The organism is Bradyrhizobium sp. STM 3561 (genome assembly GCF_045571455.1).
Classification (GTDB): Bacteria; Pseudomonadota; Alphaproteobacteria; order Rhizobiales; family Xanthobacteraceae; genus Bradyrhizobium; species Bradyrhizobium vignae.
This window is the reverse complement of sequence record NZ_CP120695.1, coordinates 2,817,478-2,835,320: the sequence shown is the minus strand read 5'-3', so window position 1 is coordinate 2,835,320 and position 17,843 is coordinate 2,817,478. Positions and strand designations below refer to the sequence as shown.

General features: G+C 65.0%; 13 protein-coding genes, 2 tRNA genes and 2 pseudogenes. 2 read left to right on the top strand and 15 right to left on the bottom strand.

Going from position 1 to position 17,843, the window contains the following annotated elements:
* Positions 1–3: 3 nt before the first annotated feature.
* Positions 4–960: a lipoyl synthase gene (gene lipA, locus P6U28_RS13265; protein ID WP_122403287.1), complete on the bottom strand. Its 957-nt coding sequence runs from the start codon at positions 958–960 to the stop codon at positions 4–6.
* Positions 961–1,090: 130 nt separating this feature from the next.
* Here lipA and P6U28_RS13260 point away from each other — a divergent pair, with 130 nt between their 5' ends.
* Positions 1,091–1,693, top strand: coding sequence for a DNA-3-methyladenine glycosylase (locus P6U28_RS13260; RefSeq protein ID WP_122403288.1), 603 nt, complete (start codon positions 1,091–1,093; stop codon positions 1,691–1,693).
* Between the two features lies 1 nt (position 1,694).
* Here the strand turns inward: P6U28_RS13260 and P6U28_RS13255 are convergent, their stop codons facing one another.
* The 9 genes and pseudogenes from P6U28_RS13255 to P6U28_RS13215 form a co-directional block, all read right to left on the bottom strand.
* A complete protein-coding gene (locus tag P6U28_RS13255) occupies positions 1,695–4,571 on the bottom strand; it encodes a valine--tRNA ligase (RefSeq protein WP_122403289.1) in 2,877 nt (958 codons plus the stop codon).
* A 155-nt stretch (positions 4,572–4,726) separates the two neighbouring features.
* Positions 4,727–5,476, bottom strand: a complete 750-nt coding sequence (locus P6U28_RS13250) for a PopZ family protein (RefSeq protein WP_162500282.1) — start codon at positions 5,474–5,476, stop codon at positions 4,727–4,729.
* A gap of 304 nt (positions 5,477–5,780) precedes the next feature.
* A complete protein-coding gene (locus P6U28_RS13245) occupies positions 5,781–7,166 on the bottom strand; it encodes a TolC family outer membrane protein (protein WP_122403291.1) in 1,386 nt (461 codons plus the stop codon).
* Between the two features lie 204 nt (positions 7,167–7,370).
* Positions 7,371–8,033: a protein-L-isoaspartate O-methyltransferase gene (locus P6U28_RS13240; RefSeq protein ID WP_122403292.1), complete on the bottom strand. Its 663-nt coding sequence runs from the start codon at positions 8,031–8,033 to the stop codon at positions 7,371–7,373.
* A gap of 137 nt (positions 8,034–8,170) precedes the next feature.
* On the bottom strand, positions 8,171–8,350 hold the full coding sequence (locus P6U28_RS13235) for a hypothetical protein (RefSeq protein ID WP_122406676.1): 180 nt from the start codon (positions 8,348–8,350) through the stop codon (positions 8,171–8,173).
* Positions 8,351–8,559: 209 nt separating this feature from the next.
* A tRNA-Asn gene (locus P6U28_RS13230) sits at positions 8,560–8,634 on the bottom strand.
* Between the two features lie 164 nt (positions 8,635–8,798).
* Positions 8,799–8,987, bottom strand: coding sequence for a hypothetical protein (locus P6U28_RS13225; protein ID WP_407122416.1), 189 nt, complete (start codon positions 8,985–8,987; stop codon positions 8,799–8,801).
* Between the two features lie 98 nt (positions 8,988–9,085).
* A pseudogene (locus P6U28_RS13220) lies at positions 9,086–9,285 on the bottom strand (acetamidase); the annotation flags it as partial.
* 264 nt (positions 9,286–9,549) lie between these two features.
* Positions 9,550–9,809, bottom strand: a pseudogene (locus P6U28_RS13215) (hypothetical protein).
* Positions 9,810–10,068: 259 nt separating this feature from the next.
* Here P6U28_RS13215 and P6U28_RS13210 point away from each other — a divergent pair.
* Positions 10,069–10,275: a hypothetical protein gene (locus P6U28_RS13210; RefSeq protein WP_129144858.1), complete on the top strand. Its 207-nt coding sequence runs from the start codon at positions 10,069–10,071 to the stop codon at positions 10,273–10,275.
* Between the two features lie 44 nt (positions 10,276–10,319).
* On the opposite strand, the gene P6U28_RS13205 is transcribed toward P6U28_RS13210, so the two are convergent.
* From P6U28_RS13205 to P6U28_RS13185, 5 genes are all read right to left on the bottom strand, one after another.
* Positions 10,320–10,466, bottom strand: coding sequence for a hypothetical protein (locus P6U28_RS13205; RefSeq protein WP_164937083.1), 147 nt, complete (start codon positions 10,464–10,466; stop codon positions 10,320–10,322).
* 179 nt (positions 10,467–10,645) lie between these two features.
* A tRNA-Cys gene (locus P6U28_RS13200) sits at positions 10,646–10,719 on the bottom strand.
* Positions 10,720–10,806: 87 nt separating this feature from the next.
* Positions 10,807–11,547, bottom strand: a complete 741-nt coding sequence (locus tag P6U28_RS13195; protein ID WP_122403294.1) for a tRNA-uridine aminocarboxypropyltransferase — start codon at positions 11,545–11,547, stop codon at positions 10,807–10,809.
* 37 nt (positions 11,548–11,584) lie between these two features.
* Positions 11,585–14,686, bottom strand: a complete 3,102-nt coding sequence (locus P6U28_RS13190) for an efflux RND transporter permease subunit (RefSeq protein ID WP_122403295.1) — start codon at positions 14,684–14,686, stop codon at positions 11,585–11,587.
* Complete coding sequence (locus tag P6U28_RS13185) at positions 14,686–17,835, bottom strand: efflux RND transporter permease subunit (protein ID WP_122403296.1); 3,150 nt, start codon at positions 17,833–17,835, stop codon at positions 14,686–14,688. The genes P6U28_RS13190 and P6U28_RS13185 overlap by 1 nt, the downstream gene beginning before the upstream one ends.
* Between the last annotated feature and the right edge of the window lie 8 nt (positions 17,836–17,843).

Below are 17,843 nucleotides of genomic sequence, written 5' to 3'. Positions count from 1 at the left end.
GGTTCAGCGGGCAATCGCGGCCCGCGCGGCCTTCAATCTCGCAAAGTCCTCGCCGGCATGATGCGACGAGCGGGTGAGCGGGCTCGCCGACACCATCAGGAACCCCTTGGTGTAGGCGACCTTCTCGTAAGAGCTGAACTCGTCCGGCGGCACGTAGCGCATCACCGCGTGGTGCTTGCGAGTCGGCTGGAGATATTGCCCGACGGTGAGGAAATCGACGTCCGCCGAGCGCAGATCGTCCATCACCTGCAGCACCTCGTGGCGCTCTTCGCCGAGGCCGACCATGATGCCGGACTTGGTGAAGATGGAGGGATCGAGCTCCTTGACCCGCTGCAACAGCCGGATCGAGTGGAAGTAGCGCGCGCCCGGACGCACCGTGAGATAACGCGACGGCACGGTCTCGAGATTGTGGTTGAAGACGTCCGGCTTGGCCGCGACCACGATTTCGAGCGCGCCCTCCTTGCGCAGGAAGTCGGGCGTCAGGATCTCGATCGTGGTCGAAGGGCACGCGGCCCGGATCGCGCGGATCGTCTCCGCGAAATGCTCGGCACCGCCGTCAGTGAGGTCGTCGCGGTCGACCGAGGTGATGACGACGTGGGCGAGACCGAGCTTGGCCACGGCCTCGGCGACATTCTGCGGCTCGGCCGCATCCAGTGCATTCGGCAGGCCGGTCTTGACGTTGCAGAAGGCGCAGGCCCGGGTGCAGGTGTCGCCCATGATCATGAAGGTCGCGTGCTTCTTGTCCCAGCACTCGCCGATGTTCGGGCATCCCGCCTCCTCGCACACCGTGTGCAGGCCGTTGGCGCGCACGATGTTGCGGGTGTCGGCGTAGCCGCGGGTATTGGGCGCGCGCACGCGGATCCAGTCCGGCTTCGGCGGCGAAGCGGAATCAGGACGATTCACCTTTTCAGGGTGGCGCGGACGCAGCGGGTTCGAGATGGTATCGACAATAACGACCATGGGGTGTCCGGTCTGTTCAGGTCCTACCTAGTCGGTCTGGCCTGGCATCGCAACCCGGCTCGCACCACTTCAGAGAACATGGCAGATATGGGCAATATCCTGCTCTGTTCTCAGGCGATTCTCTCCTCGAATGGCTCCAGTCTCGAAACCTTCCACACCCAGGCTTGGCAAGGCCCTCAAGCGTGCCTTTTTCGCGCGCAACGTGCGCGAGGTCGCCCACGACCTGATTGGCGCAACCATGCTGGTCGACGGCGTTGGCGGGATCATCGTCGAGGTCGAGGCCTATCATCATACCGAGCCGGCGGCGCACTCCTACAATGGCCAGACGCCGCGGAACCGGGTGATGTTCGGCCCGCCCGGCTATGCCTATGTCTATCGCTCCTACGGCATCCACTGGTGCGTAAACTTCGTCTGCGAGGAGGAAGGCTCGGCCAGCGCCGTGCTGATCCGCGCGCTGGAGCCGACGCATGGCATTGCGACGATGCGCCGCCGCCGCCACCTTCAGGACGTGCACGCACTGTGCTCGGGCCCGGGCAAGCTGACCGAAGCGCTCGGCATCACCATCGCGCACAACGCCCTGCCGCTGGACCGCCCACCGATCACGCTGCATGCGCGGACGGAAGATGTGGAGGTCGCAGCCGGCATCCGCATCGGCATCACCAAGGCTGTCGAGCTGCCCTGGCGCTATGGCGTCAAGGGCTCGAAGTTTTTGAGCAAGCCGTTTCCGAGGTAGGCTACGACGCCTGCTTCAGCCGCTCCAGTGCCTCGAGCAGCTTGGCCTTGCGCGCCAGCGCGGCCTCGCGCTTTTCACGCTCCTCCTCGACGACCTCCTCGGCCGCGTTGGCGACGAACTTCTCGTTGGCCAGCTTGGATTCGGCACGCTTGATGTCAGCGTCCGCCTTCGCGATCTCCTTGTCGAGACGCGCGCGCTCGGCGGCCACATCGATGACGCCCTTCAGCGGCAACGCAGCCACCTCGCCGCGCACCAGCAGCTGCACCGCGCCGTCGGGCGCACGGTCGGCGAAGGAGATCTCCGACAGCCGCGCCATGCGCTTGATGACGTCGGTCCAGCGCGGCGCCCGCTCCCGGGTCTCGGCCGAGGCGCCGGCAAGCACGAGCGCCGTCAGCGTCGCCGGCGGGATGTTCATCTCGGCGCGCACCGAGCGGATCTGGGTGATGAGGTCGATCACCCAGCCGATCTCGGCTTCCGCCCTGGGGTCGGTGAAGTCGGCATGGTCGAAGATCGGCATGACCAGGGCCGGCGAGATCAGCGGATCGGTCGGCCCGGCGGCCGCGGCGAGCATCGCGAGCTGCTCCGGCGAAGGCTGAGACGGCTTCAGCGGCCACGGCGCCAATGCGAGCAGGCCGTCGCGCTCGGCCGTCACCTCCCACAGCTCTTCGGTGATGAAGGGCATGAAGGGGTGCAACAGCTTGAGGATCTCGTCGCGCGCCCAGGCGACCATGGCGCGGGTCTCGTCCTTGGCGGGGCTGTCCGGGCCGAGCAGCACGGGCTTTGCGAGCTCGACATACCAGTCGCAATAGACGTTCCAGACGAAGCGGTAGATGCTGCCTGCGGCATCGTTGAAGCGATAGGCCTCGATCGCCTCGGTCACCTCGCGCGTGGTGTGCGCGGTTTCGTGCGCGATCCAGCGGTTCAGCGTCTCCTTCGCCTTCGCCGGCTCGAAGCCATCGGGCACGGCACAGTGGTTCATCTCGGCGAAACGGCACGCATTCCAGAGCTTGGTCGCAAAGTTGCGATAGCCCTCGACGCGGCTGGTGGCGAGCTTGATGTCGCGCCCCTGCGCCGCCATCGCGGCCAGCGTGAAGCGAAGCGCGTCCGCGCCGTATTCGTCGATCAGATGCAGGGGATCGATGACGTTGCCCTTCGACTTCGACATCTTGGCGCCCTTCTCGTCGCGGACGAGGGCGTGGATGTAGACAGTCGAGAACGGCACCTCCTTCATGAAGTGCAGGCCCATCATCATCATGCGGGCGACCCAGAAGAAGATGATGTCGAAGCCGGTCACCAGCGCATTGGTCGGATAGTAGCGCTGCACTTCGGGCGTGTCGTCGGGCCAGCCGAGAGTCGAGAACGGCCACAGCGCCGAGGAGAACCAGGTATCGAGAACGTCCTCGTCACGGGTGATGAAGCCTTCGCGCTTGTTGCGGTCGAGCGCCATCTCGCGCCCCTGCTCGGCCGTGATGACCTCCTGCTCGACGTAGTAGCCGAGCGCATTGCTGACGGCCTCTTCCTCGGTCTCGGCGACGAATACCTTACCGTCAGGACCATACCAGGCCGGGATCTGGTGACCCCACCAGAGCTGACGCGAGATGCACCAGGGCTGGATGTTCTCCATCCAGTCGAAATAGGTCTTTTCCCAGTTTTTTGGCACGAACGTCGTTTCGCCCGAACGCACCGCCGCGATCGCAGGCTTAGCGAGCGTCTTGGCGTCGACATACCACTGGTCGGTCAGATACGGCTCGATCACGCTGTTGGAGCGATCGCCATGCGGCACCATGTGGGTGTGAGGCTCGATCCGCTCGACGAAGCCGAACGATTCCAGCCGCTCGACGAGACGCTTGCGCGCGGCGAAGCGATCGACCTTGTGGAACTCCTCGGCGAACTGCGCGGCGCCTTCGGGCAGGTCGCGCAGGTAATCCTCGTTGTCGATGAGATCGAGACAGCCTTCCCTGTCGAGCACGCTGATCCGGCGCAGGCCGTGGCGATTGCCGACCTCGAAATCGTTGAAGTCGTGCGCCGGCGTCACCTTCACAGCGCCCGAGCCCTTCTCCGGATCGGAATATTCGTCGGCGACGATTTTGATCTTGCGGCCGACCAGCGGCAGGATGACGTTCTTGCCGATCAGCTGCCGATAGCGCTCGTCCTCGGGATGCACGGCAACGCCGGTATCGCCGAGCATGGTCTCCGGGCGCGTGGTGGCGACAACGACGAAGCTCGCGGGATCCTCGGGGCTGAAGGTCTTGCCCTCGATCGGATAGCGCAGATACCAGAGGCTGCCCTTGACCTCCACCTGCTGCACTTCGAGATCGGAGATGGCAGTGAGCAGCTTGGTATCCCAGTTCACCAGCCGCTTGTCCTTGTAGATCAGACCCTCGCGGTGCAGCTCGACGAACACCTTGACGACGGCCTTCGACAGGCCTTCGTCCATGGTGAAGCGCTCGCGCGACCAGTCGCAGGAGGCGCCGAGGCGCTTGAGCTGGTTGATGATGGTGTCGCCGCTCTCGGCCTTCCACTGCCAGACCCGCTCCAGAAACTTCTCGCGGCCCATCTCGCGGCGGCCTGGCTGCTGGCGCTCCATCAGCTGCCGCTCGACCACCATCTGGGTGGCGATGCCGGCATGATCGGTGCCGGGCTGCCACAGCACGTCGCGGCCGCGCATGCGCTCGAAACGGCACAGAATGTCCTGCAGCGTGTTGTTGAGGGCGTGGCCCATGTGCAGCGAGCCCGTCACGTTCGGCGGCGGGATCACGATGGTGAACGGCACCGCGTCGCGACGGTCGGGGCGGCCGGCCTTGAAGGCAAGGCTGTCCTCCCACACGACGGACATGCGGGTTTCGATATCGGCGGGCTGGTAATTTTTCTCGATCATGGGGGTGCTAGAAAGCCGCGCGAGGGGGCCAAGTCAACGGACAAGTCAACGGACAAGTCAACGAAAAGGTCAGCGCGCACGGGCTGTCCGGCCCGGTCGACGCGGCCAATATGACGTACAAGCGGGGCTATATCAGGGCCGCGCGACCCGCGGCCCTATCTGCCGCCGCGCGAGACCCGCTCGATTTCGGCCTTCACGATGCGTTCAACCAAGCCCGGCAGGTTGTCGTCGAGCCAGGACTTCAGCATCGGCCGCAGCATTTCCTTGACCAGATCCTCCAGCGTCCGCGCATTGCTGCTGAGCACCGTATGGGCCAGGGAATTGAAGGCGGATTCGACCGCGGAGACGGTCGATTGCGCGAGGATTGGCTGCTGCGGCGGCAGCGGCGGGGCGTCAAAATCCACCGGCGCGTAGGACGGTGGCGGCGTCGGACGGGGGGACGGCGATTCGGCGAACTCGAGATCGTCGCGCGGCTCGACCTTGCGGAAGCTCGGCGGCGGCGGAGCCGGTGTCGGGTCCACCGCCATGTCGTCCGTCAGTTCGAGCACGTCGGGCTCAGGCTCTGGTTCGGGAGCGCGGACCTCGGGCGCAGGCGTGGCCGCGTCGAGCCCCGCCAGCAGCGCGTCGATGTCGTCCTGGCTGTTGGATGCATCCGCCGCAGGTGCTGGCGGCGGCGCCGGAGCCGGCTTCGCTTCTGGCGGCGCGGGCTTCTCGGCGGCAGGTTTTGCGGGCGCGACCTTGGCTGTCGGGATGTCGTTCACGGCCTGCGGCTTCGGCGCCGCAGCCTTCTCGGGCTTGGCGGCCTCAGCCGGCGGCGGCTTTGCCTCATCGTCGGCAATGATGCGCCGGATCGAGGCCAGAATCTCCTCCATGGAGGGTTCTGTGACCTTTGCAGGCTGCGTCATCTCCGACTCCACATCATCAACGCCCTCGCATGCGTTGTTTTACACCAAGCAGGACAGGATTGGCCGGTTCCGGACGAGAGGTCCGTGATTTTTCGTCGCGGCAGCCCGACTTGTCCCCAGATCACGGCTCAACGTGCAGCGGTGCGCCCCTGCTCCCGGCACTCAAGCGTTACACACACGTCGTCAACGCGGGACGAATCGACCCGCATCATCTTGGCAAGGCTATGTCAGGGATTTTGACGATTGCAAGCAAAGCGCCGGTCAACCTCGGCTGTTCGCGAGGTCGACCGGATCATTGCGGGAATCAGCGCCCGTCGGGCGTGCGCACGCCAGCCCAGCTGTCGCGGACCTGATGATAGTGAACGCTGGGGTCGTAGGTTGTGGTCGCCAGGCCAAGGACCTGCGGCGATAGACGGCCTACGGCACTGAGCACGGAATAGGACGCAACCACGCGATCGTGCTGTGCGGTGACGAGTGCGACACGCGCGTTGACCAGCGCCTGCTGCGCATTGAGCACGTCGAGCGTGGTGCGCTGGCCAGCCTTGGCCTCTTCACGGACGCCGTTCAGCGCGATCTCTGAGGCGGTGACCTGTGCCTGCGCGGACTGCACCTGCGCCTTGGCAGCCTGCAACTGGCCCCACGCCTGCACGACGTTGGCACGAGCCTGATCGCGGGTCGTCTCCAGATTGAGGCGCTGCTGCGCCAGGTTCTCCTTGGATTGGCGGATCAGCGAATATTCGCCGCCGCCCTGATAGATCGGCACGGAGAGCTGCGCGATCGCCGATGCGGTGTACGAGCGCAACTGAATCAAGGACTGTTCGTCGGCCCGCGTGGCCGATGCCTGAAGCGAAACCGTCGGCAGCAACGCACCTTCGGCGACTTTCACCTGCAGATAATTGACGTCGATACCGTACATGCTCGCCGTGACGTTAGGGTTCTCGATGAGGGCGAGCTCGATTGAAGCTGCAAGCGTCGGAGGCAGGAACCGATCGACGGGCGAGCCCGGCGCGAGGTTCGTCGGCTCGTTACCGATGATCCGCCGGAAGTTCGCCCGCGTCGTGGTCAAATTCGCTTCGGCAGTGAGCGCCTGCGTCTTGCCGGCCGCCAGCTGCGCCTCCGATTGCGCAACGTCAGTGCGGGTCACTTCGCCGACGTTGAAGCGGTCACGGGTCTGCTTCAACGTCTGCTCGAGCACGCGTACGTTGCTGCGCTGGACTTCCAGCGTGGCGGCGTCGCGCAGATAATCCATATAAGTGGTCGCGGCCTGGAGCAGCACGGTCTGATCGAGGCTGCGCAACGCTTCGCGGGCACCGGACACCTGACTCTCCGCCGCACGGGTCCGGTTGGCGGTCTGGTTGCCATTGTAGAGCGTCTGCGTCGCGGTGACTCCAACACTGCGAGGGAATCTGGATCCGAAGACTGAGTTAGTCCCGACGCCACTCTGCAAGTCCTGATATTGATAACCGCCGGTCGCCGTCAGCGAGACCTTCGGGCGGTATCCGGACAGCGCCTGCGGCACGTTTTCGTCGGTCGAGCGCACCTGGGCACGCTGTGCGTTGAGCTGCGGATTGTTCTGATAGGCGCGCACCAGCGCGGCCTCGATCGTATCCGCCAAGGCAGGCGTCGGCCCGGCCAGCGCCAGCAGCAGGACCGAAACCGCAGCTCCGGTGAAGAGCTTCACCCCATGCATCCCAAAATTTCCGTTCATTCTAACGCCCAACTCGTGCCCGCGAGCTGGGTTACGTCTACGAGTGGAGTCGTTGCCCCGCCGCAACATAGGACGCGGTCAAGCGCGACGGAACCACCTATGGGTGGTTCTCAGTGGAAACTCTTCACGTGCAGCATCCCGGCCACACTTCTGATTCAGAACGGGATTTGGGCGGCTTTTGGGCCGTCAGAAGACGAAGGCAGCCGCCCGTTCCAGCCCGGGAAGGACCGGGGCTGCGGCATCGAACAGGGCCCGATGGCCGAATTCACCGTGGGTACGGGTCACGATCGTGGCGCGCGGCGGCCTCGATTCGGCCGACACCCCCACCAGACGCCCGCCCTCCTTCAGCTGCCCGAGCAGAGCTTCCGGCATCACCTCGGCCGCGCCGTTGAGGACGATCACATCATAGGGGGCAGCAGCCGGTTCCCCGTCGGTGCAGGCCGCCGCCTTGTAGGTGACATTGGTAAGTCCCAGGGCGGTGAAGGCGTCCTTAGCCTTCGCGGCCAAGGCCGAATCGCATTCGGTCGCGACGACCTGCCGCGCGAGCTTGGCGGTCAGCGCGGCGAGATAGCCCGTCGCACAGCCGACAACCAGCACGTTGTCGCCCTCGCCGATTTCAGCGGCCTGAAGCAGCTTGCCAGTCAGCGCTGGCTTGATCAGGAACCGTTTGGTGGCGCCTTCGCTCACGTCGAGGTCGAGATCGAGGTAAGCAAGTGCCTGTCGGCCGGCCGGCACGAAAGCCTCGCGCGGAACCGTGAGCATGGCGTCGAGAATACGGCGGTCGGTGACGTCATTGGTGCGCACCTGGCCATCGACCATTTTTTGGCGCGCGGTCGAAAAACCGGACATTTGCGGACCCTGCAATGCGGACAATGCCGCGGAGAAAATTCGCGGCATCTTTGAAGCATGCTTGGTCAAAAGGCAACACGGCCGTCGGCCTCAAGCGACCACGGCTTCCGCAACTCTCGGTGCGGGCCGGACCAGCCTTATTCGATCGCCACCGCGAGGCGGCCGATCAGAGCGGCGACCTCGTCCAGCCGTGCCGAATCCGGCGTCTCGACCGCCCGCGCCAGACAGGCGAGGCATTCATCGTCGCTGAGCTCAGGAATGCGGGCCGGCAGAATCGAGGGGGCCACACAAGAATGGTCGACCTGGATCTCTGACATGGGAATCAGTTCCTTGTTGTCCGGCGCAACCATGCTCGATTTGAATTAAGTCGATTTGGCGCCGTCCGCATGGCGCGACCGCGCTCGCCCACACATCCGTTTGAGAGCGATTCCGTGCTGGATTTTGGATGCTGTCTTCAAATATCAGGACAAGAAGATTGCATGCCGCATGAGAATGCGAGCGCAAATCATTGAATTACGGCAAGATTTGGCTCCCCGGGCTGGATTCGAACCAGCGACCATCCGATTAACAGTCGGATGCTCTACCGCTGAGCTACCGAGGAAAAGGCGAACCGTTCGTTCGCGCGCGGCTGCGTATAACAAAGCCGCTTGCGCTTGCAAAGGACGAATTCGTCCTCATCCTCAACGCGCCCCAGGAAGAGCCTGGACTGAGGGCCTGGACTGAGGGCCTGGAATGGCCCCTCCTCCGGTTAGGCGGTCCCAAACATCATTCCGCGAGAAACGAGGTGGTCTTGGTGCCGGAGTCGTAGCGCCGCCCGACTCTCTCCGCATCGTCATTGCTGTCGATGTTCAATAATTCGCTGATTGGATCGCGGTGGTCTTGGCTGTCGATGTTCAATAATTCGCTGATTGGATCGCGGTGGTCTTGGAAGCGGCGAAGGCCTTGTCCGGGCACGCAAGGTCTTGTAGCCCGATGGAGCGCAGCGTAATCCGGGATACGCGCCGACAGGCACAAAGGGTCGGATTCGCCGAAATCGACGGCGGCCGATATCAGATCGCCTCGTCCTCGCTGAGGCGATGCACGGTCATCAGGAAGCAGCGGAGTTTTCGGAACGCGTCGCGCATCGCACGGTCGAGACGTCCGCGTCGAGCGCCGCGAGATGGTTCGGATAGGCGAAGCCGTAGAACGACCAGGCGTGATCGGTCTCCAGCATGGGATGGTCGAGCCCTTCGAGGCTGGTGCCGGCAAGGTCGGCGGGAGCGCGGCGCGAAAAGCTTGTCCGCGGGCGTACAAAAAATTGGATGGAGCGCGCCCGGCATTTGGGCAAACGACTGCACAAAATGTGTTCGTGGACCACGAGCCGTGGGACGCCGAAAAGAAGCATCCACGACAGCCATCCACAGCAGATCAAGCACTCCTCCACAGTCTTGTCCGCAGCATATCCACAGGCTGACCATGGCGGATTCGCGAGCCCGTGCGATGCGCTTGCTGCGCACAAACCCACAGCGGGGGCAGCTCAGCCACCAGCCTGGTCGCACTCGGAACGGCGGGCCTCGCTGAGGCTCGACCGGTTGGGTCGCAGGCACGCGGTAATGGCGCAGACGTTGGGGATATCGCCGGCGCAGAGCCGGTAGACGTCGGGGTGCAGCCCCGCCGCTGCTCCGCTGTTCCCTGGGCATGAACGGTGGAGGCGAACAGCGTCAGGAACAGCCCGACGGTCGAGGCGCCACGCGCCCGGCTTTTCACGCCCGCAAACCGCAAGAACCTCGCCTTCATGACCAGTCTCCCGCTCTACCCACCCCGGCCTGCATTGGCCGGCATGGAGCGAAGAGGTAGGAGGAATAATCCGCGGGGAATGTGATCTCTTTCACACCGGCTGCGCCGTGGCGGGACGTAGGGTTTACCGGGGATTTTTTTCAGGAATCGCTAACCAATCGGGTCCCGGTCGCCGCATCGTTAAAATGCGAACGATCCGGTCAATCCGGAAACAAACCGGCTTTGCGACATTGCGCCATCCGCGTTCTGCGAGGGTGTGATGAGCGAAGCCGAATTCAACTTACTGCTGGATGCTGTCCGGGACGCCATGGTCTTTGAGGACTTCGCGCCCGCGCCGGAGGAGGAATTCGTGCCCCGTTCGTGGTCGTATGGCGCAACACCCAAGGAAACTCTGAAGGCCGCCAACGACAACGAGGGCGCCTGGCCCCTCCTGCCCTTCCCCGACGGCTGGTACGCGGCCTGCTGAGGCCCGCCTCGCCGTGAACGGATGCGCCGGCGGCGCAACCACGATCAATTCTTGACGCGTTCCTCGCCGTCCTGCGGCGCCCGCTCGGGGACAGCCGGCGGAAAGATGCTGTCATAGATCGCGCGCGCCTCACGAATGAGACGGGCCCGCTCCAGCTCGGATTTTGGAACAAATCGGACGATTTCGCCCACGTGCTCTCCAGCGCTCGGTTGATGGGGCATGCGTCACTTCGCAGATGCGAAGTCCATGCCATCGGCCTGAATCACCAGTTTCCGCCAAGCCCCGGGCAAACCCGGTAGGCGCGCCCTGCAAGCTTCCGCCGCCCACTGTGGCAAACTTGCATTTTTCCTGGAAGATCAGAGACTTGTAATGGAGGCCACGACCAGAATTGAACTGGTGTACACGGTTTTGCAGACCGTTGCGTAACCACTCCGCCACGTGGCCCCGTAAGCGCGGACCAATATAGGGGATCAATGGCTTAGGCAACCGCCTTCGTCCGACTTTGGCGGCGATGGCCGATGTGGATCAAAGTCAGACGCGCTTGCCGCGCCGGAAGTCGCGCCGGCGGCCCTTGGGCGCCGGCTTGGGTACGAGTTCCGGCATCTCGGTCTGGACCTCGCGATAGCGCGCCAGCATCCGTTCGAAACTGCCATGCAGTGTCTGTGCGATGTCGGGACGTCGCTCGAGGCCGGCGAGCATCGTCGCGGCCGCCTCGATGGTCGAGAGCCCGTCGCGGCGCGGCTCCTTGCGCAGGCGTCCGTAGCGTGAGGGATGCGCCGGATTGAGGATCACGCGCTGGCATTTCAGCATCCAGGGATTGCGCCACCACAGCGCTTTGGCCTGGCTCCAGGTGCCATCGAGCAGCACGACGCCTTCGAGCTTGCCGAGGATCGCGCGCTGGTTCTCCGCGACCTCGCCCTTGCGGGTTAGCGCCACGATCTCGCCCTCGGCCTCGAGATCGGCCGCGCGGGCCGAGCCGAGATAGAGCACGGCCCAGCGAGCGGCATTCTCGACCGGCCGCCCCAGCGCCTTGGACAGGCTTGGCCAGGACAGGCCGACCCGGACCGTGGCATCGGCGAAATGCCTGGCCAGCAGCCGCGCGGTGCCGAGCGCCCTGTCCTGCTCCTGCGGGTGCTGCAGGATCAGCAGCGAGAGCCGATTTTCAATGGGCGTGACGCTGTCGCAGATGCACAGCGGCATCGGCTTCTGGCAGTGCGGGCATTCGGGAATCGCCTCGGGCGCGGCGGCCGTCGTCTCGGATCGGTTCGACATGGTCGCCGCTATACGCTTCGCGCGTCGCTGCAACAACCTATTCCGCCGGCGCAGCCAGCGGACGCGGCTCGGATCGGCGCCGCAGACGGTCGATCAGGAGATAGATCACGGGCGTGGTGTAGAGGGTCAGGATCTGCGAGACGAACAGGCCGCCGATGATGGTGATGCCGAGCGGGCGGCGCAGCTCCGTGCCGGGGCCGGTCGCGACCACAAGCGGAATGCCGGCGAACAGCGCCGCCATGGTCGTCATCAGGATCGGCCGGAAGCGCGCCTGGCAAGCCTCGAAGATCGCCTCCGCCGAGGACAGCCCGCGCCGGCGCTCGGCGTCGAGCGCGAAGTCAACCATCATGATGCCGTTCTTCTTGACGATGCCGATCAAGAGGATGATGCCGACGAAGGCAATCACCGTCAGAGGCGTGTTGGTCAGCTGCAGGGCGAGCAGCGCACCTAACCCGGCCGAGGGCAGCGTCGAGATGATCGTGAGCGGATGGGCAAGGCTCTCGTAGAGCACCCCTAAAACGATGTACATCGCGATCAGCGCGCCGAGGATCAGAAGCGGCTGGCGGCCGCTGGTCCTGGCGAAATCGCCGGCATTGCCGTCGAAGCTGCCGCGGATGCCCTCGGGCATGTGCAACTCCTCGACCGCACGCTGGATGTTCTGGGTCGCGGCCTGGAGCGGCACGTCCGGCAGCGTGTTGAAGGATACGGTCGTCGAGGGGAATCCTTGCGAGTGAAACACGGCGAGCGAGGCGAGCCCGCGCTGGGCGCGGACCACGGCTGACAACGGCACCTGCACACCGTTGGCGCCCGCCACATAGATGCGCTCGAGATTGGTCGGGTCGACCTGGAATTTCGGATCGGTCTCCAGCACGATCATGTACTGGTTTCGCTGGGTGTAGATGATCGAGATCTGCCGCTGCGCGAACGCGTTGTTCAGCGCATTGTCGATGTCCTGCACGCGCACGCCGAGCCGCGAGGCCTTCTGGCGGTCGATGGCCAGCGTGAGCTGCAATCCGCCGGGATCGCGATCGGCGGACACGTCGGTGATTCCTTCGACCGTCTCCATTCGCTTGGCGACGATCGGCGCCCATTGCTGCAGCAGATCCAGGTCGGTGCTCGACAGCGTATATTGGTAGTTCGAGTCGCTCTGCCGTCCGCCAGCGCGGACGTCCTGCGCCGCGAACATGAAGAGACGGATGCCGGCAACGCGATAAAGATCGCGCCGCAAGCGATCGATCACGATCTCGGTCGAGACATGGTTCCGCTCGGCCGGCGGCTTCAGGCTGATGAACATCGTGCCGCGGTTGGAGGTCGCCGGGCCCGGCCCGCCACCGCCCAGCACCGAGCCGATGCCGGCGACGGCCGGATCGGCCATCACGATGTCGGCGAGCTGCTGCTGGAGGCCCAGCATCGACTGGAACGAAATGTCGGCGGAGGCCCGCGTCGCGCCGATGATGAATCCGGAATCGTCAGTCGGGAAATAGCCCTTGGGCACCTTGACGTAGAGCGTCACGGTCAGCCCGATGGTGGCGAAGAACACGAGCAGCGTCAGCAGCGGGAATTCCAGCACAGTGCGCAAGCTGCGCGCGTAGAAATTGACGATCCGCGACAGCGATCCCTCGATCAGACGGTCGAACAGCGTGGCCGTCCCCGACGTCGTCTGCCGGATATAATGGGCGCAGATCATCGGCGTGGCCGTGAGCGAGACCAGCGTCGAGACCACGATCGCAAAGGTCAGCGTCAGCGAGAATTCGCGCAACAGGCGGCCGACGATGCCGTCCATGAAGATCAGCGGCGTGAACGCCGCGATCAGCGACAGGCTGATCGAGAGCACGGTGAAGCCGATCTGCTTCGCTCCCTCCTGCGCTGCTCGGAAAGGCCGCATGCCGTGCTCGAGATTGCGGAACATGTTCTCGATCATGACGATGGCGTCGTCGACCACGAAGCCGACGGAGATTGCGAGCGCCATCAGCGACAGATTGTCGATCGAGAAACCGGCGAGCCACATCCCTGCGCAGGTGCCGGCGAGCGCCAGCGGCACCGAAATGCCGGCCGCGATCGTCGGCGTGATCCTGCGCAGGAATACGAACACCACCACCATCACCAGGATCGCCGTTGCCAGCAGCGTCCACTGCATGTCCTCGACGCTGGCCCGGATCGTGCCGGTGCGATCGACCAGGGTCGAAATCTCGACCCCTGCCGGAATCCATTGTTTCAGCTCGGGGATCAGCGCCTTGACGCGGTCGACAGTGTCGATCACGTTGGCATCGCCCTGCTTGGTGATCTGCATGATCACCGCCGGCTGCTTGTTGAACCAGGCGATCGAGCGGGCATTGCGGACGGAATCCTCGATCTCGGCGACGTCGGAGAGCCGCACGAAATTGCCGTTCGCGCTCTTGATCACGATGTCGCGGAATTCCTGGGCGGTCCGCATCTGGCGGTTCAGCGCCAGCGTCTCGCTTTGGCGCTCGCCGTTGAAGATACCAACCGGGCCGAGCGGGTTGGCATTGATGATCGCGGTCCGTACGTCGTCGGTGGCGATGCCGGCATTCGACAGCGCGACCGGATTGAGCTGGATGCGCACCGCCGGTTGATCGGCACCGCTGATCGTGACGTTGCCCACGCCCGGCACCTGCGAGATGCGTTGCGCCAGCACGGTGTCGGCGACATCATAGATCGCACTGGTGGTGAGGGTTTTCGACGTCAGCGCCAACACGTAGACGGGGGCGCCCGCGGTGTTGGCCTTGCGGAAGCGCGGCAGCGCCGGCAGATCGCTCGGCAGGTCCACCAGCGAGGCGTTGATGGCGGCCTGCACGTCGCGTGCGGCGCGATCGATGTCGCGGCCGATGTTGAATTGCAGCTGAATATTGCTGATGCCGAGCGAACTGGTCGAGGTGATCTGATTGATGCCGGCAATCTCACCCAGGCGCCGCTCCAGCGGCGCGGCGACCGTTGCCGCCATCACGGAAGGATCGGCGCCAGGGCGGCTCGCGGAGACGAAGATGGCGGGAAAATCGACGTTCGGTACCGAGGACACCGGCAGGAACTCGTAGGCGACGACACCCAGCAGGAACAACCCGATCGAGAGCAGCGTGGTCGCGACCGGGCGGCGGATGAAGGGCTCCGAGATCGATGCCATCACTGCATCCCCTCGGTCGCGCCGGCGACCGGCGGACCGCCGGATTCGGCCGGCGGCAGCGCCTGCTCGAGGCGGCGGTTGATGCGGTCGAGCGCGAGATAGATCACGGGCGTGGTGTAGAGCGTCAGCAGCTGGCTCAGCAGCAGGCCGCCGATGATGGAGATGCCGAGGGGAAAGCGCAGCTCGGCGCCGGTGCCGCTCTCGATCGCCAGCGGCAGCGCGCCGAACAGCGCCGCCAGCGTCGTCATCATGATGGGACGGAAGCGCAACAGACACGCCTGCACGATCGCTCCGTTGGGCGACATCCCCTGCCCGCGCTCGGCCTCCAGCGCGAAGTCGATCATCATGATCGCGTTCTTCTTGACGATGCCCATCAAGAGGATGATGCCGATCAGTCCGATCACCGACAGGTCCTGCCCACACAGCACCAGTGCCAGGATCGCGCCGACGCCGGCCGAGGGCAGCGTCGACAGGATCGTGATCGGGTGGATGTAGCTCTCGTAGAGCACCCCTAACACGATGTAGATCGTGATCACGGCGGCGAGCAGCAGCCATGGCTGGCCGGCCAGCGCCTTGGCGAACTCGGCGGCGTCACCGGCATAGACGCCGACGATGCTGCCCGGCATGCCGATCCGGCTCTCGATCGCTTTCACGGCTTCGACGGCATCGCCGAGGGCCGCGCCCGGTGCGAGGTTGAAGCTGAGCGACACGGAGGGGAACTGCGCCTGGTGCGAGATCGCGAGCGGCGCCGTGGTGCGCTTCAGCGTCGCCACAGCCGAGAGCGGCACCTGGGCGCTCGGCGTGCCGGCGACGCTGCTCGCGGCGCCCGGCAGATAGAGCTTGGAGAGGATCGAGGGATCGCGCTGATACATCGGCAGCGCCTCCAGCACCACGCGGTACTGGTTGGCCTGGCCGTAGATCGTCGAGATCTGCCGCTGCGCGAAGGCATCGTTCAGCGTGTCGGTGATGCCTTGCAGGCTGACGCCGAGCTGACCGGCGCGGGTGCGGTCGACCTCGAGCTGCGCCCGCAGGCCGCCCTCCTGCGCCTCGGAGGAGACGTCGCGGAACAGGGGATCGCGCCGCATCTCGGCGACGAGCTTGCGCGCCCATTCCGACACCAGCGCCGCATCGGTGCCGGTCAGCGTGTACTGGTATTGCGAGCGGCTCGACTGGGTCGAGATCTGCACGTCCTGCACCGGCTGGAAATAGACGGTCATGCCGGGGATGCCGGCGACGCGCTCCTTCAGCCGGCTCACGACTACGCCGACATCGTCGCGCCGCTCGCCGCGCGGCTTGAGCGTCATGACGAGGCGCCCGACATTGGTGGTCGGGTTGACCGAGCCGGCGCCGATCACCGAGACCACGCCTGTTACGTCAGGATCGGCCTTGATGGCGTCGGCGGCCTCGGTCTGCCGCTTCTGCATCTCGGCGAAGGAGACGTCCGGCCCCGCCTCCGTCACCGCCGTGATTGAGGCGGTGTCCTGGAGGGGCAGGAAGCCCTTGGGGGCGACGACATAGAGAACGAGAGTTGCGACCAGCGTGGCGAAGGTCACGACCAGCGTAGCGCGCTGGCGCTCCAGCACCCAGAGCAGCGTGCGATGGTAAAAGTCGACGGTGCGGTCGATGAAGCGGCTGATCGCGGCGAGGCCCGGCACCGCCAGCTCCTCATGGGCGTGCTTCAGCAAGCGCGAGCACATCATCGGCGTCAGCGTCAGCGAGACCACGGCCGAGGTCACGACCGCGATCGTCAGTGTCAGCGCGAACTCGCGGAACATGCGCCCGACGAGGCCGGACATGAACAGCAGCGGGATGAACACCGCGATCAGCGACACCGTCAGCGAGATCACGGTGAAGCCGATCTCGCTGGCGCCTTTCAGCGAGGCTTCCATCGCGCTCTCGCCATTCTCCATGTGGCGGACGATGTTCTCGATCATGACGATGGCATCGTCGACGACGAAGCCGGTGCCGATCGTGAGCGCCATCAGCGACAGATTGTCGAGGCTGAACCCGGCAAAATACATGATGCCGAAGCTCGTGATCAGCGACAGCGGCAGCGCGACGCCGGCAATCAGCGTGGCACGCAGCGAGCGCAGGAACAGCAGCACCACCAGCGTCACCAGCACGACGGCAAGGACCAGCGTGAACTGCACGTCGCGCACCGAGGCGCGGATGGTGACGGTGCGGTCAGACACGATGGTGAGGTTCACACCGGCCGGAATCGCCCGCTGCAGCTTCGGGATCTCTGCGCGGATCTGGCTGACGACGTCGATGACGTTGGCCCCGGGCTGGCGCTGGATGTCGATGATGACGGCCGGCGTGCCTTGGTACCAGCCGCCGGTGCGGTCGTTCTCGAGGCCGTCGACGATCTGAGCGACATCGCCGATGGTGACGGGCGAGCCGTTGCGATAGGCGATAATGACAGACTTGTAGGCGTCAGCGGCGGCGATCTGGTCGTTGGCCGCGATGAGATAGGATTGCTGCGCGCCGTCGAGCGAGCCCTTCGGCCCCGAGACATTGGCATTGGCGATCGCGGTGCGCAGATCCTCCATGGCGATGCCATAGGCTGCGAGGCGTGCCAAATCGGCTTGGATGCGCACGGCCGGTTTCAGTCCACCGAGCACCGAGACGCGCCCGACCCCTGAAATCTGGCTCAAACGTTGCGCCAGAATGGTGTCCGCGATGTCGCTCATCGCGCGCAGCGAGATCGTGTCGGAGCGCAGCGCCAGCGTCATCACCGGCGCATCCGCCGGGTTCACCTTGGCGTAGGTCGGCGGGTAAGGCAGCGTCCTGGGCAGCACGCCGGCCGCCGCGTTGATCGCGGCCTGCACGTCCTGCGTCGCACCGTCGATATCGCGGTTGAGGTCGAACTGGAGCGAGATCTGGCTGACGCCGAACGAACTCGTCGAGTTCATCGCCGACAGCGAGGGGATCTGGCCGAGCTGCCGCTCCAGCGGCGCGGTGATCAGCGAGGCGATCACGTCCGGACTCGCGCCCGGCAGCTGCGTCGTCACCTGCACGGTCGGGAAATCGACCTGCGGCAGCGCCGAGACCGGAAGCGCGAAATATCCGAGCAGCCCGCCGATCAAGAGCGCAATGCCGAGCAGCGAGGTCGCGATCGGCCGCCGGATGAAGGGTTCGGAGACACCCATGGGCTATG

Excerpts from the sequence above, each read along its gene's own strand:
- lipA (WP_122403287.1), bottom strand. The coding sequence starts at position 960 with ATGGTCGTTATTGTCGATACCATCTCGAACCCGCTGCGTCCGCGCCAC.
- P6U28_RS13260 (WP_122403288.1), top strand. The coding sequence starts at position 1,091 with ATGGCTCCAGTCTCGAAACCTTCCACACCCAGGCTTGGCAAGGCCCTC.
- P6U28_RS13255 (WP_122403289.1), bottom strand. The coding sequence starts at position 4,571 with ATGATCGAGAAAAATTACCAGCCCGCCGATATCGAAACCCGCATGTCC.
- P6U28_RS13250 (WP_162500282.1), bottom strand. The coding sequence starts at position 5,476 with ATGACGCAGCCTGCAAAGGTCACAGAACCCTCCATGGAGGAGATTCTG.
- P6U28_RS13245 (WP_122403291.1), bottom strand. The coding sequence starts at position 7,166 with ATGCATGGGGTGAAGCTCTTCACCGGAGCTGCGGTTTCGGTCCTGCTG.
- P6U28_RS13240 (WP_122403292.1), bottom strand. The coding sequence starts at position 8,033 with ATGTCCGGTTTTTCGACCGCGCGCCAAAAAATGGTCGATGGCCAGGTG.
- P6U28_RS13235 (WP_122406676.1), bottom strand. The coding sequence starts at position 8,350 with ATGTCAGAGATCCAGGTCGACCATTCTTGTGTGGCCCCCTCGATTCTG.
- P6U28_RS13210 (WP_129144858.1), top strand. The coding sequence starts at position 10,069 with ATGAGCGAAGCCGAATTCAACTTACTGCTGGATGCTGTCCGGGACGCC.
- P6U28_RS13195 (WP_122403294.1), bottom strand. The coding sequence starts at position 11,547 with ATGTCGAACCGATCCGAGACGACGGCCGCCGCGCCCGAGGCGATTCCC.
- P6U28_RS13190 (WP_122403295.1), bottom strand. The coding sequence starts at position 14,686 with ATGGCATCGATCTCGGAGCCCTTCATCCGCCGCCCGGTCGCGACCACG.
- P6U28_RS13185 (WP_122403296.1), bottom strand. The coding sequence starts at position 17,835 with ATGGGTGTCTCCGAACCCTTCATCCGGCGGCCGATCGCGACCTCGCTG.